The organism is Gimesia chilikensis (assembly GCF_007744075.1).
GTDB classification, from domain to species: Bacteria; Planctomycetota; Planctomycetia; order Planctomycetales; family Planctomycetaceae; genus Gimesia; species Gimesia chilikensis_A.
This window is the reverse complement of the sequence record NZ_CP036266.1, coordinates 7,903,018-7,925,217: the sequence shown is the minus strand read 5'-3', so window position 1 is coordinate 7,925,217 and position 22,200 is coordinate 7,903,018. Positions and strand designations below refer to the sequence as shown.

At 46.7% G+C, this 22,200-nt stretch carries 21 protein-coding genes and 2 pseudogenes; 10 read left to right on the top strand and 13 right to left on the bottom strand.

What is annotated here, in order from left to right:
• Positions 1-54: 54 nt before the first annotated feature.
• Positions 55-465: a hypothetical protein gene (locus HG66A1_RS30170; RefSeq protein ID WP_145193030.1), complete on the top strand. Its 411-nt coding sequence runs from the start codon at positions 55-57 to the stop codon at positions 463-465.
• A gap of 73 nt (positions 466-538) precedes the next feature.
• Here HG66A1_RS30170 and HG66A1_RS30165 read toward each other — a convergent pair whose 3' ends face one another.
• From HG66A1_RS30165 to HG66A1_RS30115, 10 genes are all read right to left on the bottom strand, one after another.
• Positions 539-853: a hypothetical protein gene (locus tag HG66A1_RS30165; protein ID WP_145193027.1), complete on the bottom strand. Its 315-nt coding sequence runs from the start codon at positions 851-853 to the stop codon at positions 539-541.
• Between the two features lie 50 nt (positions 854-903).
• Positions 904-1,119, bottom strand: coding sequence for a hypothetical protein (locus HG66A1_RS30160; protein WP_145193025.1), 216 nt, complete (start codon positions 1,117-1,119; stop codon positions 904-906).
• Between the two features lie 63 nt (positions 1,120-1,182).
• Positions 1,183-1,581 carry a hypothetical protein gene (locus HG66A1_RS30155; protein ID WP_145193024.1) on the bottom strand — a complete coding sequence of 133 codons (399 nt, stop codon included), beginning with the start codon at positions 1,579-1,581 and terminating at the stop codon, positions 1,183-1,185.
• 53 nt (positions 1,582-1,634) lie between these two features.
• The gene (locus HG66A1_RS30150) at positions 1,635-2,576 is read right to left on the bottom strand and encodes a hypothetical protein (RefSeq protein WP_145193022.1); all 942 of its coding nucleotides are present in this window, start codon (positions 2,574-2,576) and stop codon (positions 1,635-1,637) included.
• Positions 2,577-2,635: 59 nt separating this feature from the next.
• Entirely contained in the window at positions 2,636-3,043 is a 408-nt protein-coding gene (locus HG66A1_RS30145; protein WP_145193020.1) for a hypothetical protein, read from the bottom strand.
• Between the two features lie 283 nt (positions 3,044-3,326).
• On the bottom strand, positions 3,327-4,217 hold the full coding sequence (locus tag HG66A1_RS30140) for an ArdC family protein (RefSeq protein ID WP_145193018.1): 891 nt from the start codon (positions 4,215-4,217) through the stop codon (positions 3,327-3,329).
• 583 nt (positions 4,218-4,800) lie between these two features.
• Positions 4,801-5,259, bottom strand: a complete 459-nt coding sequence (locus HG66A1_RS30130; RefSeq protein WP_145193016.1) for a hypothetical protein — start codon at positions 5,257-5,259, stop codon at positions 4,801-4,803.
• A 94-nt stretch (positions 5,260-5,353) separates the two neighbouring features.
• The gene (locus tag HG66A1_RS32960) at positions 5,354-5,569 is read right to left on the bottom strand and encodes an ArdC family protein (RefSeq protein WP_145193014.1); all 216 of its coding nucleotides are present in this window, start codon (positions 5,567-5,569) and stop codon (positions 5,354-5,356) included.
• 519 nt (positions 5,570-6,088) lie between these two features.
• A complete protein-coding gene (locus tag HG66A1_RS30120; RefSeq protein WP_145193012.1) occupies positions 6,089-6,487 on the bottom strand; it encodes a hypothetical protein in 399 nt (132 codons plus the stop codon).
• 81 nt (positions 6,488-6,568) lie between these two features.
• Positions 6,569-6,895, bottom strand: a complete 327-nt coding sequence (locus HG66A1_RS30115; protein WP_145193010.1) for a bleomycin resistance protein — start codon at positions 6,893-6,895, stop codon at positions 6,569-6,571.
• 483 nt (positions 6,896-7,378) lie between these two features.
• On the opposite strand from HG66A1_RS30115, the gene HG66A1_RS32285 reads away from it, so the two are divergent.
• Both HG66A1_RS32285 and HG66A1_RS30110 read left to right on the top strand, forming a co-directional pair.
• Positions 7,379-7,540, top strand: coding sequence for a hypothetical protein (locus tag HG66A1_RS32285; protein ID WP_197996880.1), 162 nt, complete (start codon positions 7,379-7,381; stop codon positions 7,538-7,540).
• A gap of 204 nt (positions 7,541-7,744) precedes the next feature.
• A complete protein-coding gene (locus HG66A1_RS30110) occupies positions 7,745-12,223 on the top strand; it encodes a hypothetical protein (RefSeq protein ID WP_145193007.1) in 4,479 nt (1,492 codons plus the stop codon).
• A gap of 299 nt (positions 12,224-12,522) precedes the next feature.
• Here the strand turns inward: HG66A1_RS30110 and HG66A1_RS32955 are convergent.
• Positions 12,523-12,645 (bottom strand): annotated as a pseudogene (locus tag HG66A1_RS32955) (helix-turn-helix domain-containing protein); the annotation flags it as partial.
• An 18-nt stretch (positions 12,646-12,663) separates the two neighbouring features.
• Complete coding sequence (locus HG66A1_RS30100) at positions 12,664-13,101, bottom strand: recombinase family protein (RefSeq protein WP_197996879.1); 438 nt, start codon at positions 13,099-13,101, stop codon at positions 12,664-12,666.
• A gap of 713 nt (positions 13,102-13,814) precedes the next feature.
• Between HG66A1_RS30100 and HG66A1_RS30095 the strand changes: the two genes are divergently transcribed.
• The 3 genes and pseudogenes from HG66A1_RS30095 (at position 13,815) to HG66A1_RS30085 (ending at position 16,063) form a co-directional block, all read left to right on the top strand.
• Positions 13,815-14,321, top strand: a complete 507-nt coding sequence (locus tag HG66A1_RS30095) for an RNA polymerase sigma factor (RefSeq protein WP_145193001.1) — start codon at positions 13,815-13,817, stop codon at positions 14,319-14,321.
• Positions 14,318-15,544 (top strand): FG-GAP repeat domain-containing protein, encoded by a 1,227-nt coding sequence (locus HG66A1_RS30090; protein WP_145192998.1) that lies wholly within the window; start codon positions 14,318-14,320, stop codon positions 15,542-15,544. The genes HG66A1_RS30095 and HG66A1_RS30090 overlap by 4 nt, the downstream gene beginning before the upstream one ends.
• A 10-nt stretch (positions 15,545-15,554) precedes the next feature.
• A pseudogene (locus tag HG66A1_RS30085) lies at positions 15,555-16,063 on the top strand (cysteine hydrolase family protein).
• A gap of 454 nt (positions 16,064-16,517) precedes the next feature.
• On the opposite strand, the gene HG66A1_RS30080 reads toward HG66A1_RS30085, so the two are convergent.
• Positions 16,518-16,766, bottom strand: a complete 249-nt coding sequence (locus tag HG66A1_RS30080) for a hypothetical protein (protein WP_197996878.1) — start codon at positions 16,764-16,766, stop codon at positions 16,518-16,520.
• A gap of 63 nt (positions 16,767-16,829) precedes the next feature.
• Between HG66A1_RS30080 and HG66A1_RS30075 the strand changes: the two genes are divergently transcribed.
• The 4 genes from HG66A1_RS30075 to brxC all read left to right on the top strand — a co-directional run bounded on the left by HG66A1_RS30075 (position 16,830) and on the right by brxC (position 22,197).
• A complete protein-coding gene (locus HG66A1_RS30075) occupies positions 16,830-17,036 on the top strand; it encodes a helix-turn-helix domain-containing protein (RefSeq protein WP_145192996.1) in 207 nt (68 codons plus the stop codon).
• 86 nt (positions 17,037-17,122) lie between these two features.
• Positions 17,123-17,938 (top strand): BrxA family protein, encoded by an 816-nt coding sequence (locus HG66A1_RS30070; RefSeq protein ID WP_197996877.1) that lies wholly within the window; start codon positions 17,123-17,125, stop codon positions 17,936-17,938.
• Complete coding sequence (locus HG66A1_RS30065) at positions 17,919-18,518, top strand: BREX protein BrxB domain-containing protein (RefSeq protein ID WP_197996876.1); 600 nt, start codon at positions 17,919-17,921, stop codon at positions 18,516-18,518. The genes HG66A1_RS30070 and HG66A1_RS30065 overlap by 20 nt, the downstream gene beginning before the upstream one ends.
• A 16-nt stretch (positions 18,519-18,534) precedes the next feature.
• Positions 18,535-22,197 (top strand): BREX system P-loop protein BrxC, encoded by a 3,663-nt coding sequence (gene brxC, locus HG66A1_RS30060; protein WP_145192991.1) that lies wholly within the window; start codon positions 18,535-18,537, stop codon positions 22,195-22,197.
• Positions 22,198-22,200 lie beyond the last annotated feature (3 nt).

Here is a 22,200-nt window from a genome sequence, read left to right as displayed (position 1 = left end):
CGTCCACGCCAGATCCCATTACTTGTACAAAAGTCTTTCCAAGCGGATGTCAACATGACTCAGATCGACCCGAAGATTGCCGACTGGCAACAAAACAAACACGTCGTTGGCATGATCGAATTCTCAGCATCCGCATCTGCAGCGGATTGCTTCCCATACTACGCTCTTCCCGCCGAAGCGACGTTTATCGGACTGGCCGAGGCGGATGCACTATGCCTGATGAACGATGGAACGCTTCAGGTGTACGATCACGAAGTTGAGAATCGGGTATTATGCCCAGTTGCCCAAAACCAAACAGTTTTCATCTCTGCGCTCAAAGTGCTCGAAGCGCACTTTGGAAAGTGTGTTGCAGACGAGTCGTATGATGAAGATGAGTCTGCGGCTGTGGCTGTGCGACAGCAGTGTGGTGAGATTGCTGGCGGCGACGACTACGCTGAGTTCTTCTCGATGATGGTGGGGGCGTAGACTATCAAAACAGGAATACAGTGCTGTTTTGATGGTCAACACTTCGTGAATTGCCGGTGTCCAAAATGGGCAATTAGTATTCTTCCGGCAGGAGTAGCGTGGTTGCTGATCGATGGCCGTTACCATCTTCGGCTTCTGTGATGATCCAAATCTTGACGCCTTTCGAAGTCTTGTAAGCCGACAAGATCCTGCTCCCGTCCTTCAAAGATTCGGTGTTGAGTTCATGATCTTCGGCACAGAGATCACCCTGCTCAAGCTGCAAATGGCGTTTGAGAAATTCATTCGGTGACTGGCCACTTTGTTCAAGGGCATCCAATGCACCCGGAGTGGCGACTACTGTTCCTAACTTAAATTTTGGACTGGTTGCTTTGCTATTTTGATTTATCATGCTTTTCCTTTCAGATTGAAGTTGTTCGTCTGGTTTCTTTCCCGGTGTCCTTACCAGTCCTCATCAAAACCATAGAACCCGAAATATTCATCTGCTTGCTCGTAATCTTCGAGTTCCTGCTGGGCCAACATTTCGTCCCACGGTTCGTCGAGTTCTGGAAGCTCCGGAAACTCATCGTCGAATTCAATTGCGGCCAGTTCGTCGAGGATATCGCCGTAGCCGCCGTTCAAATGGTCTTCGGTGAATTGATCGTGATAGTTGTCCATTGTGTTGCTCCTGTGATTGAGTGAATTGTTGTTTGACGACTTGCTTGCCGGTGTCCTACTGACTTAATCCCGGTGACAGAACTTGGTCGGCATCATGCCTTCCTTGGGGAGACCAGCACCGAAATACCGGCATGGAAACGGAGTCTCGGTTCCTTCAGTCCCATAGATCATCAGATGGTCGAGGCCGATCACCTGACCTGACGGCCCGTAGTTGCAGGTCTCGGCGTCGTAATCGGCGAGATCGTCATCAGACACAGTTATGTTGTGGCCGTATTTTTCGTTGTCTGCGAGTTCGTCGATGGCGTCCTGCACGGTGTCTGCTTCTACAATCAAAAACAGTGGCCAATAAGATCCCCCGATTTCGAGCAACCACGTCTTGCCAAACCAGTCGCCCGGATTGATTACGGGGATGTCTTTCAGTTCGTGACCGTTGAAAACCGCACATGATTTTACCTCGTTCATTTTTTTGACTCCGTTGTGAGTTGAATTGTTATGACAACTCACTTCCCGGTGTCCTACTCATTATGTTCAGCACGGAGACGCTGGAGACAACGATAAAAACTGGCTCTCGACTTACCCGTAACTTGCCTCCATACCTTCTCCTGCTCTTGCACGCTGTCGGGATGTTTCTGAATTGCGTTTTGCAAGATCCGTAAATCCTTAGTTTTGCTATCGAGTCGCTTTGTAGACGCATCTTTTCTCCCGAGCGTACTCAACTGGCTCTTGATCATGGGTTGCCAATCGATGCCTTCGCCACGTGCATAAAGCAGCTTGCGAAGCGACGGTCCCAGTAACCGCATAGAGAGTTGCCGGTCATCGGAGTTCTCTGCGATGTAGTCGATGACCATGCCACAATCTTCGGGGGTTAGCTGATGGAATCCTTTCTGCGAAACTGATCTCATCAAATCAACCACTTCTTCATTTGTCGCAGAAAGCTCAAAAATGTCGCATCTGGAGAGGACTGCCTTGAAAGCATCATTTTTTTTCGGAATGACGTTGGCGGCGAAAATGAATCTTGCTGTTGTTTCAAAAGAAGAGGGAAGGTCGCTCGGCAACTGGCTCGAACCGTATGTTACGACTCGTGGTGATCCCCAAAGCGCACTTCGCAACAGTCCTAAGTGGGCCATGGAGGAAAAAGCTGAATCTACGTCATCCATGAAGATGACTTCTTCACTCCGATAGCGAAAAAGAATTGAGTAAAATGCTAACGGCGTCACGTGACTATTTATTAAAACTGGTTCGATATTCTCTTGGTCCAAAATTTGGAGAATCGTCCGGCTTTTCCCAAGTCCACCTTGGGCACCAAAAACGAAGAGAGCATGATTGTGTTTGCGAGCCACAAGCCGCACATGATGCGCCAAAAGTTGTTGTCGCTCTTCAAGAGCGGTTATAGGTTTTTCAAACGTGGGATTTTGGAAAAATGGAATCTGGTCGTTGTTGTCATTAGGGTTGTTCATTTTCAAAAGCTCCATTGCGAAGTTGATTGTGTCTTGTTACTTCTCTTACCGGTGTCCTGTTACTCCAACCCCATCGCTTCACGCCCGATGCACTCGCCGTATTCGTTTATCCCTAGCAAGGTAAAAATGCTGGACTGGAGCGACATGGCTGCATCCCTAATTTCGTCAGCATTGTGGCCGTCGGTGTCTCGGAACTCTGTGTCACCCATTCTTCGCAGCAGGACGCATAGAGAGTGCGGTGTGACCGAACAGTGGCCATTATTGAACACGTCCTGTGGTTCACAGACCGCTTCAAGGTGACTGTCAATTCCCTGATTCACGCATTGAGCAATAGCGGCCCATTCGAGAGGGCTACGGATCGTCATTGTGAAAGGGGTGCTGTCGGTGAGTTCTATGGCTCGCAGCACTGTGGAATAATTCACCTGCACAAGCTGTGAATTGCAGATGTTGTTGAGTTGGATTGTCATGTTTATTCTCCATCAGAAGATTGTTTTCGTCTTACGGACTTGCCGGTGTCCTCTTTCACCATTTCGGGAGAGAGAAAGAGACCAAGCGGATCGCTGTTGATGATCGATAGGGACTTCAAGGCTTTACAGTGGCAGTGGAGTACCGTCGCTCGCTGGCCAGACCGAGACAACGGTTCCGTTCTGCTTGCGTGCGTCAAAGCCTAGGCGTCTTCGTAATCACCATCAGTGATCCCACTTGGCTGTCCCGATCAGGACGAATGGCTTGCCGGTGTCCTGTTGTGATTCACACAACCAATGCTGGTTCTTCAACCGGCGACGGGCGGAAGTCCAGTAGGTAGTCAGCGGCTTTTGAGGCGTGCGAAGCTGCCTTAAAAATGAAGCTGGGATCGTTCTCCATCGCTCGGAGCCAACTTTGCACATAACTGGTCACGTCCGAGAGATCATCACTGGCGGGGACGCCAACTTCGCAGCATGTGTAACATGAACCGATTTCTGCTACGAGTTCTTCAAAAGCATAACTCAAGCCAAAACGATTCAGTCGGTGCGATGCTCCGCTCCAATGCACGAGTTCGTGAGTAGCCGTGCTGTAGAATTCATTCATGTCGGGGAACTGATTTCGCATAGGTAATTGGATATGATCTGTGGTAGGCGAGTAGAATGCCCGATTGCCACCGTATCTAATGTCAGCTTCAGTAGCGTCTATTAACTCATCGGCTTCGTCGTGGGAATCTTCCATGTCGGTCGTACTGTCACCGTGACCAATTCGTAGATGATCTAGCCCATCAGTTTGCTCAACATTGAAAACGTGGTACGTTCGTAAAAGTGGTACGGTTTTTTCAGGTTCTTCACCAGCCGTCGTCTTTTGATTCTTGACTGGAATGTTTTTGTAGAACGTGATTGCTGTTCCTTTTTCGCCACGCTTGACATTAGCACCCAGTTGCTGGATCTGCTTGTAGGTGCCCCACCACTTTGATTGAAATCCCTGCCGCATCCGGCTGATTTCCAGCAGGATCGGATTCACTCCCGAGTATCGGTTTGCGCTCACAGCATTTCTTGGTAGTCCAACATTTAGATCATTGCTCCACGGCTGACGCCACGGGAGCGTGTTGCCCGACTTTAAGGCGTCTACGATTTGTTGAGAGATATTTTGGCGAATTTCTTTTGGGCTTGGCATTGCGTCGTTCCTTCACTGTTGAGTGGGTTAGTGTTACGAAGCCGTTGCCGGTGTCCTTTCATTCCAGAGTTTTCTTCTCTTGTGATGAGATGTTGGTGGCAAACCTTTACTTGCCGGTGTCCTATTACAAATGTTGTGCGCAGATTGGTTTTCGCATGAGAATCGAGAAGAGGCCGCTTATCGCAAATTCTCAAATGAGAATCTGAACCGATCTTGGACGGAAATGGGGCTTTAGGCGGGGGCAAATGTAGAGTGAAGATGACTATATTTGTAGTGCCTTACGGCATGACGTACGTGAAGGCGGCGGGGTTCTGGATCAGCAAGCCGGTGATCATGTCCGATCTCAGTGAACATCTCAAGTGGAAGGCCACTGTGGGCAATCGGTCCGAAGGCGGAAGGAATGTTGCAGAAGCATCCTTAATGCCTGAGATGCGAAGCGGTGACGCCTGCGCCTGAGATACACCACAAAGTCGATCTGACTCAGAATTGGTCAAGGCGTCTTGATAAAACTAATGCCGAATGTATTTGCAAGACTTGCCTCTCAAGAGAAGCGATGTGGCGACTACAAGGATATATCTCGCACTTACCACGTCAATTTAATTGTTGCTAGAGTATCCGTCATGGAGCCATATGCTGCTGTCTTCCATTGCTGGTCAAACACAGAGATCTGTATTTCACAATTTGGAATGAGTTGAAATGCACGGAATTGCACTTCGTCTCCAGATACTGCTTTATAAACACTGAAACGTGCTTCGGTTCTCCCATTAGCTGTTATTCCGGCTGTCGCCAATCGGAATGACTTTGGGTAACTTCCTACCAATGTGCCATACCAATCGGAATACATTATAGAAAACCCCGTCATATCACCCAAAGTCATGCAAAAAAATGGTTGAAATATTCTCCGCTTATCTGATTCCGTCGCCTTCGTGTCGATAATCTCTAGGAAAAATCCTACGGGTTTATTCACTTCAATCTTGAAGTCAACGAAGCCCGGTGGAATCTCTCTACTGTCAATTTCGTCTGGTATCAATTCATTCGGCATTGTTCGCTCCCATTAAAGAGTTGTGAATCCTCATATAGATTAACACTTTTAGTTTCATGAGCCCACAAAAATTCAGAAATCGTAGAGGAGTGACTCAAGTCCTTGATACCTGCCAACTCCCTGATCGCTCTCGAATCGCATACTTCCTTGCGCATAAGTCAGTTCGGAGAATGTATTTGTGATAGCGTTTGTCAGCCTGCCGCAGCATGGGGGCAGAAGACCAAGGTTGTTTCCAAGGTGCGATACCTTGTTGTAAAGTTTTGATAATTTCGTTTGTGATTTGCTGGCGAAGTTCTGTTTGGCTTGGCATTGCGTCGTCTTTTGTGAGTGGTTTGGTTACGACGTTTTTGCCGGTGTCCTTTGTGTCGAGGTGGTGGTCTCCTTTAGCGGCGAAGCATTTGCCGAACCTGCGCTTGCCGGTGTCCTATTACAAATGTTGTGCGCAGATTGGTTTTCGCATGTGAATCGAGAAGAGGCCGCTTGTCGCAAACGCTCAAATGAGAATTTGAACTGATTTGCGACGTAGTTTGGGCTTCAAGCGGAGAGAGTGTCGGGAAGAAATGCCTGCGTTTACAGTGTTTTACGACACAGCACAGGTGAAGACGGCGGGGTGAGTCTCATTTTTCACGAGATCCACCAGAACGAATGCGTGGCGTGTAAATGGAGGCAGTTTCTGGTCTCGCCAATACCGGGCATGGCGATGCCTCGGTTCAATATCGCCCCATGAGGTCGGCATCAAGCTGAGCGGCATTCTGCTTTCAATGCTGGAGTATGTCGAAGGTCGAAAGTGCGCCGATCCGAGGGATACCTTCAAACGGTTGATCAGGATTCAGTCGTCCCCGAGCGCATCGTAGCATGCCAATAATTTGCGTCCGACATTTTCAGGCACTCCGAGTGCTTCCACGTCTTCAATGCCGGTGGAGATGGAGAGCAAGGCAGCGAGCAACTTCTTTTCGTCTTCGTCTGGCAACAGTTCATCGCCGAGATATTTTTCGTGGTAGGTGATCCATGCGGCGGCGATGCTGCACCATATGGCGACCTCAACTTCGGGCGAAGCGTCCCGCATGAAGCTGATTTCGAATTGTTCGAGCGACGTGCTGACATAAGAGCCGATTACTTTGTGAACCGCTTCGATTTGTTGGAGCAGATTTGGTGGCAATGATTCGTTACGAATTGGACCGAGACGAAGTTTCTTCGGATCGACTGGTTCTGGATCAGGTATATTCATTCGGCATCTTCATCCAACTTTTTCAAAGCCCACTGAACCGCATTCCTCTCGATTGACGCTTTCTTAAGGAAACGGGAATTCTTATTTTTGCCCTACACGAAGTCGGTTTCCGTCAGGGTCGGTGAGTGATACTTCCCGGCACCATGGCTGCTCTGTGACCGCAACTCCAAACTCTTTGGCGATTGCATCCACGTCGTCCACATAAAAGTAAACGAGGGAATTGGGAGTTGCATCCCCCTTGTGTTCGGATAGATGAAGCAGGATGTCTCCACGCCTCAAGAAAGCGTAGATGGGCAATTTTGGGGCGAATTGATGTTCCCCTTCAAGCTCAAAGCCGAGGCGTTCATACCACTTGGCGGTGGCACGGGCATCAGTCACTCGAAAGATTGGAACCAGTTGCTCAGACATGAAGCTGTCCTCTAAAAAGTCCTTTGTACTACTCTTTCTCGGTTGCAGAAAAACCAGCACTTCTGATGGTGTTTATAATATACCATCTCTCGGAAACTCACAACGGGATGGCGTGGACACGACCGCCCGTTTGCTCTTGGAGTCTACGGTGATTTCAAACGACCAACGAGAATCACTACTGCTGTTCTCAAAGATGGGTTTCTGGCCGGGCCTTGTCTCTCAACTGACGGCTTGACGCTTTACTGCGTCAGTATGAGTAAAGGAGTCGGTCCACAAATTCAATTTATGACCAGAAAGACAAAATCTTCAAACTGGAGTAAGCCGCAGCTTTTGCAACAGACTCCGATTGGCAAGATGAAGTTCCCTTTCATCTCACGAGATGGGCAATATTTATTTTGCACTGGGCGAGATATTTCGAAAGGATCAAACATCATTATTCACTCTGGTAGAGATACAGATGGATGATTTCACTCTGCAAGTGTTTTGAATATCGAAGAGATTACGGAGCGTGGAATATTTCCTCGCTATGTCGAAGCGACGAATGAATTGTTCTTCGCAGGTGAGCCTGAGAACGGAAATGGTGAATTGAAATTAATGGTTCTTAAAAACTTTGATCCTGAGAATGTGATTGGTAAAGTCAAATGACATATTGTTTTGAAGTCATGTATTGTCTGATTTCGTTATCTTAAAACTCAATAATACCAGAACGAGACCTTCAAAATGGAGAATATAATAAATATGCAGTGAAATAGATATTTTGTTCTTGAGAGTGACTGGCCCAAACAACAGAATGTGTGGATGCGTACACACCTTGCAGGCATGTCTACTGTAATAACTTGGGAGGAATAAGTGGCCAAAGACAAGACAGCAAAATCTCCTGAACAATATTTCTTAGATCAAATAAACAATGCCCGGAAAGAAGGTTATGGCTGCGTGCCACTTCTTGGTGCCGGCCTTTCTGCACCATCAGGAATACCCATCATAACAGAACTGCATGGATATCTACAAAAGTGCATTGCAATGGCATTTGGTATAAATCTACCGGGAGTGATTGCATCTTCAAATTCCGGGACTGAAGAAGTTGATATTGCTGCAATTGAAAGTCAGAGGGCGTATAGATGGCTTCCGGGACGAGATGACTGGCCTCCCTTTGTAATACACAAAGGTGATGGAGAAGAGACAGCGAATTGGTCAATGCGAATCAAGGCCGCTTTAGATCGAGCAATTATCCAAGAGAAGCTTATCCTCAAAGATAAGCTTGAAGGAAAAAAATATGCGGAACTTAAAGAATTACAGGAAGGGTACGGAGCAACAGCAGAATGGCGATCTGCACTGATATTTTTATCTCGCTTACGGATTGAAGGTAACCGGTCATATCAACTCACACTTCGAGAGCCAGATTTGGACATTGTAGATACATTTTTTTTACATGTTGTGTCTCAAAAAAAACCAACTCTTGGCCACTATATGTTAGCTTTATTAACAGGCCCACTTCGCATAAGGACTGCTTTAACAACAAACTTTGATGAGCTTGTAGAACTTGCATTTGATCAGACTTTCAATGATTTTACCGTATTTGATGTCCACGTAGAAAGCGGGCTTCCTTCATACCGGGACATGCAGGGGCAAAACAGCTTAGTTAAACTTCACGGGGGCAGATATGGATTAAGAGCAGATTATTCTCTTGACCAGCCACCTACAGATGATGACTTAAGACATTTTTGTTCGTATTTAGCAGATCGACACATCACCTCAGAGGCTTGGAAAGATGTTACTCGCAATCGTAAAAAGTCACAGTCATCAATTCCAGCAGCGAGATATCTTCTCATTGTTGGTAGTTCGATTAGCGATAAACGTATTCTTTCAATGATTTCAATCGCAGCTGAAGTTCTTGAAGGGTTTAAGATCTTCTGGGTTTGTGGACGCAAAAAAACTGTTCCAGAAACTGAAGCACAATTAGCAGAGCTTTTTTCACATTCTACTTCACGCACTAAAACGCCGTCATATGCGGTAATAAACCATCAATACCCGGGGCTATTATTCCTTGAATTATTTCAACGACTAACCAGAGGGTTGCCACCCAGAGGTTGTATATTTCCATCACCTCCGAGGGTGCCGGTTCCACCTGAATTCACATTGCCAATTCCTAAAAACAAAATTCATAGTGAGAAGTTGCAAGAAGCACTACAGAAGGAACTAGAGCGAAGTATTGATAATTGTTTCAGTAACGAACATGAGGGAGAGTTGCTCAGATTTGTTCTTCTGCATGGACAACAAGGCCGTTTTTTTGGGGCAATTTCCGCAGCTTCTGAAGTATTTGCCCAACAAATAGATACTCGTCGACAAGCTGTTTGGATTGACCTTGATGAGATACGTGATTGCAATGCACTTTTTGAAATAATACTACATACTATATCACGGAAGGCCGGTATCAGTGAATGGATACCGGTTCTACTAGATAGTGACTCTTCCGATAGTCGACGAATCGCAAATGCTCAAATAAATGAAATTGCACGACTCACAAATAATCCAAATCGTCAATGGCTCATATTTCTTAATGCACGCAGTGGTGCTGGAAGTGTCAACATAGATAATTCGAAGCTGTCACCAAATGGCTGGCTAGACCAAATCGAGATCAATCATACTTATGCAGAATATACAGCTAATGGCCAAGCATTCTGGCAATTACTATCCAGAGTATGCGGGCATGAATGTAAAAATGTAACAGTAATCCTTCTCTGCTACGATGGTCCATTTTTAGAACTTACAAATCGTATCTCTGAATTCAGTAATGGAAATGACGCAAGTCAACATCATCAGTTAATCCATATTGAACGAATAATAAAAATTGAAAATATAATCAATGACGTTATTCCCAAAAGTGATATTTCGCATCGTGATTTTAAAAGCATAGCTCGAAAAGCAATATTGTGGGCAGACACACCCGGTAAAAAAAGATTTCTATTCTGTTTATGTTTAGTAAATCGAATGAGGTATGCTTCAATTGTATGGTCATGGCCATTTCATGAGACACAACATCCTACAGAAGTATGGAGTAAAATGGCTGATGATTGGTTAGATGACCTAGAAAATGAACATGTAGTAAGACGAAAGAAAGGTGGATTTGTTTGGATTCATTCTGATGTTCGGAATTATCTGCGATATAAACTAATTGAGAAAAATAGTTTTCTGAAAAAAGATTTACCATCGATACATAATGGTTTGTCGGAGTGGTATCACAGATTATTAGCATCGTCTAATGATCCAATGACAGCATTTGAAATTATTTACCATCGAGTAAATGAAGCATTGGCTCGAATTGATAAAGAAAATAAGGTGAGACCAGATCATAAAAAGAACTTGAATTCAATTTTGATTTGTATTGGCGATATTATCAGAGTTTTAGAAATTGCGAGGCCAGCCATTCTTTCGTGGGGATTTTCGAAGGGGATATGTCACGAACTGTATTTATTGCGATATTTTCATTTAACGAAATTGTTAAATTATTTTAAAACATCACAATTTTCCCCTGTCGAAAAAAAACATGCTAGAGAATTGATGCTTGCTATATGGGAACTGTCACTAAAAATGAATCGTGACCTAGCCCGGGAAGTTGGGGAAAACACTATTGCAATAAAGAGACATTATCAACTCAGGATTGCTCAATATGCACGATATCACTCTCCAGATACTTTTGTAGAAACAGTTTCAAGTCTTGAAAAGGAGATGAATAATACAGAGCATGCAAAAAGATCGCTATTTTATTTACGTATCTTATATCCACATGGAAATAATAATGAGAATTACGAAAGATTATCTGAATGGATTTCCTCGTGGAACGAACTTGCTACCTTGGGTATAGCGATTCGCTCATATGCTTTTTCAATACGATGCTTTGAAATAATCTATAGTAGGATAAAATTTCCAACTAAACTATTAGTATCAATTTCTACGCTTTATAAAGATTCAAAAATTAAAATACTGGATGAGTGGATCAACCAGTTCATAAATGGAGATGCAACTAAAGATGATTCATCAACACTTCGATTTTTAGTCAAGACACTCCAAAGAGAACAGCAGCTTGCTCTAGCGCAAGGCCACTTATTTCACATGCTAAGCAGACGCAAAAGAAAAAAGTCTGATCAAAATAAGATGAAAAAAGAAGCGAGGTCTTGTTTTCATCGTGCCTCACGTGCATATGAAATTGCACAAGTTATGCAAAAGTATGTAGGTCTCAGAGGAGTGTCATCTGATAGTTCATTCGAAATATTTACGACTGGTCATTCTCCTAAATGGTACGATGATCGCCAGCGTCTACTTACTCAGGAAGGATTAGCTGTGGCCTTCAAGAGAGATTATCGAAAGGCTCATCGTCGTCTTAATGAAGCAGAAGCAGCCTTGGCACATACCAAACATCCATCTGGATCAATGGAGCAAGCGATTATTGAACTTCATCGGGCCGAGGTTCTAACTCACGAAGCAGTATTTGTATTTCAAGATGAATATTTATTACAAGGGCAAAATAATATTCAACAAAAACCTCCTTTTGAAAAAGCTGAATCATCTGCATTAGGACAATATCGCACGAGTATAATTAGTGAAATAATAAAACAAAAAGTTCCAAATTTTAATAAACTGAGAAAAGAATGTTGCATAAACTCAGTGCCATCTGAAACGTTTCGGAGTTCAATGTTATGTGTAGAAGATGGCTGGCAAACATTGGACAGAGCTAGTGCGATGTTAAAGTCAAATAGGAAGAATGTGTGGTGGACTACATGGTATTATGAAATTCGAATAAAACTTATCGAGGTGAGCATTTATGCAAAGCTAAATACTATTGTGCAGCTCTATTTAAAGAAGGAAATAATACCCTCCGGAAATATGAACTTGCCCTACATCGGACTTGATCAGGCCCCATTTGGCACTCCAACTATTGCAGATCAAATAATTGAAGATGCGGAAAGAGTTATTCGCCTTGATCTATTTCGGTACTTAAGAATCATGGAATCATATGCTAATATATCAATTGCGTATGCATTGTGGCGTAGTTTTACAAATCATACGTCAAAACGTGATGTACCATGGCAACGACAGCTAGAGATGTTTGATTACACTCAAACATCAATGGAAGGTTTAACAACAAGGCTCAATAGACGAACTCAACTAGATAAGCTATGGGCTTCAACAAAATTAGATGAAAATATTTTAGAGTCTATATCCATAATTCAAACTCATGTGAAAAAGATTAATGAACTAGTTTCAGCTACACTACATGACAACACTGGTAGGATCAGTGATTCGATAGATCCAAAAATTAAACTAAGCTAAACTTCTTCAGTTGCCTATCGTTTAAAAGAGGCTATTCCAATTGCCGCTATTTATAACCTCGCCCTTCTCAAAAACTTTTCAAGATAATTTCACCATGAGCATCCCGCCAGAAAATCCAATTTTTGCAACCAACTTTGCATAGACGATTCCTCGTCACGAGCAGGTTATATATAAACCATAGGGGGCTTAGTCCATTTTGAGCCCCCTATGGGGGTAACTTTTCAACATAAACTATCCAACAATTCGGCTATTCTTTTTTTGCAACACAAGTGCCCCTTCCCATCCGTCAAGCCACACTACTAAAGTGGCTGGACTTCCCGCAGGACTCGACAGATCGTTGGTCTTGAAAGGCCAGTCACACGAGCGATCTTTGTAATGGCTTTGCCAGCATGCTTCATTTCATGGATAGTTTTGACTTGATCGTCAGTTACTTTCCACCGTCATCCTTTTTCACTTCCGCCCCATCGCTTGCCGTTTTTGCGAGCAACAGCCTGTCCTGCCGCCACTCGTTCAGCACGGATCTCCGTTTCGTACTCAGCGACTGAGGCAAGGATGCGTGCATGAAGTCGACTAGCAGGAGACTCCAAGGAGAAACCATCTTTGAGACTGACAAGATCAACACGACGGTCCCGGAGCTCGTCGAAGAGTTGGCAGAGCCCTTTGGTGTTTCGACCTAGTCGATCAAGACGCCAGACTACAATACGATCTAACTTCCCCATGCGAAGTGATTCCAGTAGCTGATCCATTCCGGGACGGCTCATGGTCCTCCCCGAAAAGGTGTCTTTGAACCAGATCACTTTGCCACCATGTGTCTCGCACCAACGTTCCAGATCTGGTAACTGACTGGCGTGCTTCTGGTCCTTGGTTGATACCCTCATATAAATCGCTGACACTTTTGCCATCTGAATTTCTCCGCATTTTGTATTTCTGTTTTGAACAGATGGCTTGCGGGTGTCAGAATTTGTAAACTGTAGATTACAAAATACACATGACAAGTAATGAGACAGGGCCGACCTAGAATCGTAGAGTTTCGCCTACCCGGATTTTCACACTATTGAGACTTTACATATTTCGCTCGGTTCACAGGTCTGGACATAAGGAAAATCATAAATGGATCAGGAATCGTGACAGAGATCCGAAGAACTAATTTATGAGATCGAAGATTCTCTGGATGAGTTGCTGGACTCATCTGAGCTGGAAGAACTGCGTTCCAAGATGACTGAGTTGGGGAAGCGACTGGGGGGAACGGTATAGTGTCAGTCTGAATTGTATTCTGCATGTGGATTGAAGCATTTCAAATAACCATCGAAAGAGCACTTATTTCACCTGTAAAGTCATATCTACTCACCTTGAAAAATGTACATACGGACATTATTCGTGCCTATTTATTTCTTTATCCTAGGCTCTCTCGTCCCAGTAAATTTTACACAAGTATTTTTATGTGATAACTTTACGTATCATTTAATGAGTGAACTTGCTTTTTTGGAAATTTTTCTCCAAATAAAATTACAGAATATATTGCACAAAAATTACACTTCTACGTTATTTATGGTGTGACAAGTAAGCTGGTATAGGAATCGTTGGTTTTTCAGTGGACATACAAGACATAGAAAAATGGTGGTATGAACTCGCCCCCAAACTAATGACTCAAATGAAGACGAAATTTGGAACACTTCAGCCACACGACATTGAAGATGCTCTTCAAGAGACAATTGCAAAAGCTTTAACAAGGTTTGATAGTAATGAAAACTACTTTCGAGATATTACTCATTTTTCTAAATGGTCTCGAAAAGTAGTTATGCACCGCTGTATTGATTTAATACGAAAGAGCAAAAAGTCTGAATCGTTAGTAAATCCAGATCTTCACTTTCATGAAAAATTGAACGTTTATGACAGACCGCAAGATGATCACAATAAATGGGGAAAAGAACTAGGTGAAGCTATTATAAAGCTACCTTTACAACAACGGGTTGTCCTTGGTTTATACCTACAAGGTTGGGATACGAAATCAATTGCGGAATTACTTGAAATTCGTAGTGCTGCCGTTCGCTCACTTAAGCGTTATGGTATTAACAAAATATCTGAGGTTATAAAATGAATACGAACATTAACTTTACTTCTGGAGAATATTCAGTGACACACAAATGGTGGCTTGTCTTGATGTTGGTGTTTGCAGTTCACGTTCCCGCTGCTTGGCCGGAAGAACCGGCGACGAAAAATGCGTGGACCAAAAAGGTGATTTGGGAAGGTGGGATATGCTACACCGCCGTCACAGCCGACTTCACCAAAGACGGTATTCCCGACATCATCGCCGATGCCGGAAAAGGTGTCACTCGGCTGTTTGTCGGTCCCGACTGGAAGAAGCAAATCATCATTGATGACAAACACCTCAATCTCGGCGGCAACAACAGCTATATCACCAGCGATGTGTGCGACCTTGATGGCGACGGGGATGCGGATTACATCGCCGCCTGTTTCAACCCCGGTGTGATCGTGTGGTATGAACAGCCTGAGCGACCACTGGAGGAGCCTTGGAAACGCCGGGTGATCGAAAATCAGTTGAACGGCGTTCACAGTGTCATTCACGGCGATGTTGACAAAGACGGACGCATGGACTTGCTGGCGACAAGCGACCAGCCAAAGGGCAGGTTTCCCAATTCTCTGGTATGGCTTTCTCCTCCTGCTAAGGTCCAATCCGATCAGGCATGGCAACGCCATATTCTTGCTGATCGTAATGCTCCGGGGATTTCTCACTACTTGGGTCTGGGCGACTTCAACGGCGATGGCCGCCCCGATGTTGTGACAGGGGCCAAGGGAGGACCAACAATCGTTGAGAAAGGAACAGGTCAATGGTTCGCATGGTGGGAGTCACCAACCGACCCCACACAGGAGTGGACCAAGCACGACTTGCCGGGAAACCATTTAGGAGCAACGAATATCCTGCCGGGTGACATCAATGGAGATGGCAAGGTAGATTTTCTGGCAACTCGTGGGCATGGGAGCGGGGTGATCTGGTTTGAATCGCCTGATTGGAAGATTCACACCATTGATGCTGAGATTAAGGAGCCTCACTGCCTGCAAGTGGAAGACATCGACGGTGATGGCGACTTGGATGCCGTGACTTGTGCATACGGAAGTAAAATCTGTGTATGGTACGAGAATGACGGATCAGGACGTTTTTCTCGACATGTCGTAGGCATGAATCAGGAAGCTTATGATATTCGAGTGGCCGACCTTGATGGTGACGGAGACAAAGATTTTCTGGTTGCCGGTCGTGAAAGCAACAATGTAGTAATCTACCTGAATCCAAAAACAAAGTGACAGGACAACCATGAATAAAGCATTGCTAGTCATCGACGTTCAGAATGACTACTTGCTGATGGAAAGTTCCCTCTGTGGAACGCCGAGACCGTCTCGGAGAACGTCGAGAAAGCGGTCAGGAGGGCGAAGGACAATGACATCCCTATCATCTACATTCAGCACGTCGTCAAGCAGGAACAGGCCCCCTTCTTTGGCGAGGAGACGCCCGGAGTCGAAATCAATTCTCGTATCCTCGCCGCTGCTCCAGATGCACCCATCATCGTGAAGCAGAATGCCGACAGTTTTCAGGGAACGACATTGGAAGAGGTACTCAACAAACTCGACGTCACCGAACTGCTTGTGTGCGGCATGATGACTCATAACTGTGTAACTCACACGGCCATTTCGAAGTCCGCAGAGAAGTATGCCATCACTGTTCTTCCCGACTGCTGCACAACGGTCAGCGAGATCATCCATCTGCTGGCCCTCGATGCCCTTTCAAATCGGGTGAAGCTCATTCTCTCAACGGAAGCTCTGTGAATTAAAGGTAGACGCCCCTGTCGCAGTCGTACGTTTCCTTTCCGAGGACAACCTTGCTGCTCAGCCGCCATTAGTCCGTTAAACGGTAGAAATGGCTTAAGAAATCTCCGAAATACTCTGCGATCTCGAAACTTTCGCCCCCGATTGGATCATCGACCACATCGAAAGGGCGACTCTTCAGTAACTACTGATACATTTACCATTGTGATTTACGCCTCGCTTCGGCTGATGACTCAGGTATCCATTCTTCCTGACATCGAATTACCCACCACATTTGCCACAGGCTTTTCCATCATTCGGTCCGCATGACCGACCACGCTTGGTTTTCTTGAAGTATTCACAGTTTTGGTTGTGCCTTACATTGGATGAGGTATTCAACCAAAACTTTGTAGCTGGTGTGTTATTTGGTCTTCTCTTTCTGGCTCTGTACCCCCACGGAGGCAGTGGATTGGCATCAGTCCACACGAGAAGAACCGACTATCACATCTGGTTCGTTCTGATCGTATTCAGCTTGGGCAGTTCGAACGGCTTGTTCAAAATCGTCATCGTCGAGTGCTGGGTTCAACACCTCGTAACCAGCTTGTTTCAGGTGGGTTGGCTTGACGCCACCGACGATGCTGTGCCAGCCGTGTAGAAAAAGCACTCTAACCACATTTTCATCCCAAGAAAAACGCCTCTCTAAAATGCCTGTGATAGTTGGCAAGTATAGCAATAGTTGGTAAGGTTGGGAAAGTCTGGTCTGATTTTGGAATCGGGGAGCGTCGAAGTGGACAAACTATCGAATTTCCTCCGAATTTCCGAGGCTGCTGACTATTTGGGCGTATCGCCGAACACACTTCGCAATTGGGTCAATGCTGAAAAAGTTGTAGCTATTCGCCATCCGGTGAACGATTACCGACTCTTCAAGCGAGAAGACCTAGATGCTTTGTTAAAGCAGGTGGAGACGGCGAGTAAGAAATCGCACAAAAAATGAAGCAGACTTGGTGAAGTCGGAAAAGTGGAAGATACAAATAGCAGGGATATTCATTACTAATGGTGATGACGTTGCAGGGATTGAGCATGGCTATCAAAACGAAACCGAACAAGGAAAAACGGCTCCATACTACGGCTTCATACACATCCAAAATCCTGAAAGCCGGTGCGTTGATAGGGGACACTAAAACGCTGCTTTCCCACTGGGATGCCACCTCTACTGTAACTGAAAACATTGATCGTATTCAGCGTGAGAACATCTTCGGTAAGGCATCTCGCTCACGGGTCAAAGATATACTCCGCATATTTCAGCAACGCTACCTCACCGAAGAACCAGTGAACAAGGCATTGGTTACGCTCGTTCGAAGAAAGTTTCCGTCAGCGGCTCTGGAACGGTTGCTGTATTTTCACTCCGCTCGGGCCGACAAGTTGCTTCATGATAGCGTCACTAAAATCCTAATCCCAATGTTAGAACAAGGGCTTGTTGATATAAACCCAAATGAATTTCAACGATCCTTGACCAAGTGGGTTGATGAAGGAAAAATGACGGGGCATTGGTCGGAAATCACAATCAATCGAGTTTCACGAAGCCTGCTCGCAGCACTGCGGGATTTTGGTGTGCTTCAGGGCGCTACCAACAAAAAGATCGCTCCTGCTTTTCTGCCTATCGAAGCGTTTGCCTATATCGTGTTCTACCTCAAGCTGCATCAGCCATCTGGAGTGAAGCTGCTCCAATTACCGGACTGGAAACTATTCTTTTTGTCGAGTGAAGGAGTGGAGCGATTCCTGTTTGAAGCGCACCAGCTTGAATTGTTGGAGTACCACGTTGCTGGAAGCGTGACCCGGCTGACATTCCCCGCCGAAACTCTACAGGAGTATGCGAATGTCCTCGCTCAAAGATAGCATCGCTCCTTTGGAGAGCCACCTGAAGTCGATTCCGATGCAGATTGGCGTCTACCAAGACCTCCCCTTCGCAATCATGCGGTATGATCCGACCGATGAATGGGAACTTCGCCGTGAGATCAAGCTACTCGCCACTCGACTCGAAGCAGTTGGAAAAGAGGTCCACATCATCCCGATGTCCGAACTGCTCTGGTCTGCGCTGGAGCAGGTTCATGCTAAGGACGATGAAGAAGGCTTGGATGCCATCATCGCTTTAGAAAAGGACCGGGGTTATGTAGAAGCTCAGCAGCAGGTGACCACTTACTTGTCGAGCAAGGTATGGGTGCCGCTGTGGGATTTGCTCGCAGAACGACTTTCATCTTTCAACCCGGAAAACTCGGTGGTTTTCCTGACTCGTGTGGCAGCAATGTCGCCGGGCATTTTCCACATGTCGATGTTGCTAGACAAAATGCACGGCAAAACCAAGTTGCCCACGATTTTGCTTTATCCCGGCTCTATCGAAGGCACGACTGGATTGCGTTTCATGGACCTGAAAGACCGGGATGCGTTAGGCAACTACCGAGTCAAAATTTACGGCTGAGGCAAAGGTATCCAACATGACGACAATTGGCGAACTGCTGACACGAGACCTCAGCCGCAAGATCGAAGAGATCATTCAGGTCGATCAGGCGGACGAGCAATCCGTCCATGCGGAAATAACTGAATACATCGGCACTGATAGTATCCGTGAGCAGTACCACCATCTTCTCAAAGCCATCGCTGAGGCTCCCGCTGATCCTCACGAAAGTGTCGGGGTGTGGGTATCGGGATTCTTCGGGTCGGGCAAAAGCTCGTTCGCCAAGAACCTCGGCTACGCTTTGCAAAACCGAACAGTTCTCGGCAGCCAGTTTGCCGATCTATTCAAGCAACAATTGGAAGATGATCGCATCAGCGATTTGCTCGATCTCATCAATGCCAAGACTCCCACCGAGGTCATTCTATTTGAAGTGGCAAAAGAGGCGGACACTCGGAAGGTTACGCAGCGTATTGCCGAGTTGATGTACACGGTCCTGCTGCGAGAGTTGGACTACGCAGAAGACTTTGACATCGCTGAGTTGGAAATCACTCTGGAAGCTGAAGGACGGTTGGAGCAGTTCATTCAGCTTGCTGAAAAAGATGGAAAGGCATGGCGACAGACACGCACCGGAAGCCACAAGATCAACCGGGCAAGTGCAATTCTCCATGAACTGGAACCGACGACTTATCCCTCGGCTGACTCATGGGCCAAGTCGTTTCGGAACCAAGAAGCAACGATCACGGTTCGCAAGGTTGTCGAGCGAACCTTTGAACTGTGGGGTAGAAGGCGTCCGGGCAAGGCACTTGTCTTCATCATCGACGAAGTGGGCCAGCACGTGGCTCGCAGCGGCGACAAAATCGAAGACCTGCGAGCCACCATCGAAGAATTCGGCAAGGTCAGCAAGAACTTACTCAAGGCTCGCAAGATTTCGGCTCCCTGCTGGATAGTCGTCACCTCGCAAGAGAAGCTCGATGAAGTCGTGGCTGCCATCGACTCCAAGCGAATTGACTTGGCCAAATTGCAGGATCGATTTCACTACCGTGTTGACCTTGCACCATCTGACATTCGAGAAGTTGCCACCAAGCGTGTTTTGGCCAAGACAGGAGATGCCGAGAAGCCGCTGAAGAAACTCTTCACTGACAATCAAGGGAAGTTGAACGCTGCTCTGCGGTTGGAACGCACAACCCGACGCACTGACATCAATGAAGAAGACTTTGTGAGCTTCTATCCGTATCCGCCGCATTACATTGATCTCTGCATTGGGATCATGTCCGGCATTCGACTGCAACCCGGTGCGCCACGGCATTACGGTGGCAGCAATCGAACGATCATCAAGCAGGCTTACGAGATGTTGGTGTCGGATCGAACAGCGTTCGCCCAAAAGCCAATTGGAGCATTGGTGACGCTGGACAAGGTATTCGAGTTGGTCGAAGGCAACTTATCGAACGAAAAACGCACCGACATCCACCAGATTGCAGAACGATTCAACAGCGATCCTGAAGACCAAGGTTGGGCATTGAAGGTCGCCAAGGCCATCTGCCTGCTGGAATTCATTCGTGACCTGCCCCGCACCGAAGCCAACCTCGCCGCTGTATTGGTTGATGAAGTCGGCAAGGCCACACCGCTCAGCGAAGTTCAAGCAGCGGTGAAGCGACTGAATACCGCTCAGTTCATTCGCAACACCGAGGAAGGCTGGAAGCTTCAGACCGCCCAAGAGAAGAACTGGGAGACAGAACGCAGGGGTTATCTGGAACCGAAGCCCCGTGATCGCAATGAACTGGCACGCACTGCCCTCCAGCAAATCTTCGACGAACCGGAGTTCAAAACTTACCGCTACCAAAATCGCTCGTTCCGCATCGGCATCAGCATGGATGGTACGAGTATTGGTGATGAAGGTGAATTGCCACTAACTCTGTGCGTGTCCGAGGATGCCGACGAACTCACCAAACGGATTGAGGAAATTCGCACCGAGAGCCAACAGAACTCACACCAGTCTGATCTGTATTGGCTGTTTTGCCTGACACCCGAAATTGATGAACTGGTCGGCCAATTGCACGCCTCACGCAAGATGGTGGACAAGTACAACCAACTCAGCGCTCAGCAAAAGATTACACAGGATGAAGCGTCCTGCCTTCAAGATGAAAAGAACTCCAAGAACGGTTTCGAAACTCGTCTGCGTGACAAGCTGACGGAGGCAATGGAACGTGGTACCGGGATGTTCCGGGGCGTTCAGAAGGATGCGTCGGCCTTGGGCAAGGGGTTGAGTGAAATCCTCAAGAAGCTCTTCAGTCAGGTCGTGCCAGACTTGTACCCGAAGCTACAAATGGGTTCTCGCCCACTCAAGGGCGATGAAGCCGATCACATTCTCAAAGCTGCCGACCTCAAGGCGCTCCCAAAGGTCTTCTATGAAAGCGAACAGGGACTTGCGGTGGTGGTTAAGGACGGGGCAAAACTCGTCATCAACACCAACGCCGATGTCGCCAAGGAAGTGCTGGACTACCTGAAGAGCGAACACAGTTATGGCAACAAAGACAGTCGCATGGGCAAGGCGTTGGAGAAACGCTTCGGCGGCACTCCCTATGGCTGGGAACGTGACATGCTGAGGTTGATTCTTGCCACGCTGTTCCGTGCGGGCGAAATCGAAGTCACTCATCAAGGTAATCGCTTCCACAATTACCAAGACCCGGCCTCACGCACACCATTCACCAATAACCCGGCTTTCCGGTCGTCATTGTTTTCGCCTCGGCAGTCAGTTGGTCTCAAGACGCTCACGCAAGCAGTACAGCAACTCGAAGACCTGATCGGTGAAGAAGTTGACGTTGAAGAGGGAGCCATCGCCACGGCGTTCAAAAAGGTAGCAGCGGATGAACTGGAAAAACTTTACCAGTTAAAGGCCACGGCTGAAGCGCACCGCCTCCCAGTTCTGTCCATGTTGTCCGAGTACCAGCAAACGCTGACGGGCATACAGGCGTCTGCATCGGATGACTGCGTTCGTATTCTCACCGAAAACGGGGAGGACTTTGGAGAGACCAGAGACAAGGTTCGCAACCTGCGTGAGTCACTGGACTCTGAAGCCATCGGGATATTGCGACAGGCTCGCCAAGCAACCGAACAAGTGTGGCACCGCCTTTCTGCCCACAACCCTTCGCCGGAACTCAGCACCACGGTTGAAGAATTGCAATCTTTCTTGGCGTCCGAAGACTTTATCGACTCGTGGGATACCATTACCGATCACACCAAGACGGTGCTGGGTGCGTACAAGACCGCTTACTGCGATCTCTTTGACCGTCGTGCGAAGTCATACGAATCAGCCATTGGTGAAATCCAGAACCGAACGGAATGGACACCACTGGAAGCCAACAACCCCGGTATGGCATTGTCATTGCTGACTCCGCTTCAAGGGCGAGTCGGCACCACGGAAGACAAAGAGGCGGTGCAGGAAGGAAAGTCGCTCGGTAAGGCCAGTCTGACCGAAATGGAGTCGGATCTCGCTGCCGTCGATGGGTTGAAGTCGTCTGTGTTGGTCAAGTTGCAGGAACTTTCGATTGGCAACGACAAGAAAGCCCCGATCCGAAAGGTTCGTGTTTCGGGGTTCTTTAATCGGCCCATTGAGACGCAGGCGGAACTCGACAAAGCCCTCGACCTCATTCGGGATTCACTTCAGAAGTGCATCGACGAAGGTGCCATCATCATTTTGGAATGAACC

Excerpts from the sequence above, each read along its gene's own strand:
- HG66A1_RS30145 (WP_145193020.1), bottom strand. The coding sequence starts at position 3,043 with ATGACAATCCAACTCAACAACATCTGCAATTCACAGCTTGTGCAGGTG.
- HG66A1_RS30160 (WP_145193025.1), bottom strand. The coding sequence starts at position 1,119 with ATGGACAACTATCACGATCAATTCACCGAAGACCATTTGAACGGCGGC.
- HG66A1_RS30150 (WP_145193022.1), bottom strand. The coding sequence starts at position 2,576 with ATGAACAACCCTAATGACAACAACGACCAGATTCCATTTTTCCAAAAT.
- HG66A1_RS30090 (WP_145192998.1), top strand. The coding sequence starts at position 14,318 with ATGAATACGAACATTAACTTTACTTCTGGAGAATATTCAGTGACACAC.
- HG66A1_RS30115 (WP_145193010.1), bottom strand. The coding sequence starts at position 6,895 with ATGTCTGAGCAACTGGTTCCAATCTTTCGAGTGACTGATGCCCGTGCC.
- HG66A1_RS30155 (WP_145193024.1), bottom strand. The coding sequence starts at position 1,581 with ATGAACGAGGTAAAATCATGTGCGGTTTTCAACGGTCACGAACTGAAA.
- HG66A1_RS32960 (WP_145193014.1), bottom strand. The coding sequence starts at position 5,569 with ATGCCAAGCCAAACAGAACTTCGCCAGCAAATCACAAACGAAATTATC.
- HG66A1_RS30140 (WP_145193018.1), bottom strand. The coding sequence starts at position 4,217 with ATGCCAAGCCCAAAAGAAATTCGCCAAAATATCTCTCAACAAATCGTA.
- HG66A1_RS30130 (WP_145193016.1), bottom strand. The coding sequence starts at position 5,259 with ATGCCGAATGAATTGATACCAGACGAAATTGACAGTAGAGAGATTCCA.
- HG66A1_RS30165 (WP_145193027.1), bottom strand. The coding sequence starts at position 853 with ATGATAAATCAAAATAGCAAAGCAACCAGTCCAAAATTTAAGTTAGGA.
- HG66A1_RS30100 (WP_197996879.1), bottom strand. The coding sequence starts at position 13,101 with ATGAGGGTATCAACCAAGGACCAGAAGCACGCCAGTCAGTTACCAGAT.
- HG66A1_RS30065 (WP_197996876.1), top strand. The coding sequence starts at position 17,919 with ATGTCCTCGCTCAAAGATAGCATCGCTCCTTTGGAGAGCCACCTGAAG.
- HG66A1_RS30070 (WP_197996877.1), top strand. The coding sequence starts at position 17,123 with ATGGCTATCAAAACGAAACCGAACAAGGAAAAACGGCTCCATACTACG.
- HG66A1_RS30170 (WP_145193030.1), top strand. The coding sequence starts at position 55 with ATGACTCAGATCGACCCGAAGATTGCCGACTGGCAACAAAACAAACAC.
- HG66A1_RS30120 (WP_145193012.1), bottom strand. The coding sequence starts at position 6,487 with ATGAATATACCTGATCCAGAACCAGTCGATCCGAAGAAACTTCGTCTC.
- brxC (WP_145192991.1), top strand. The coding sequence starts at position 18,535 with ATGACGACAATTGGCGAACTGCTGACACGAGACCTCAGCCGCAAGATC.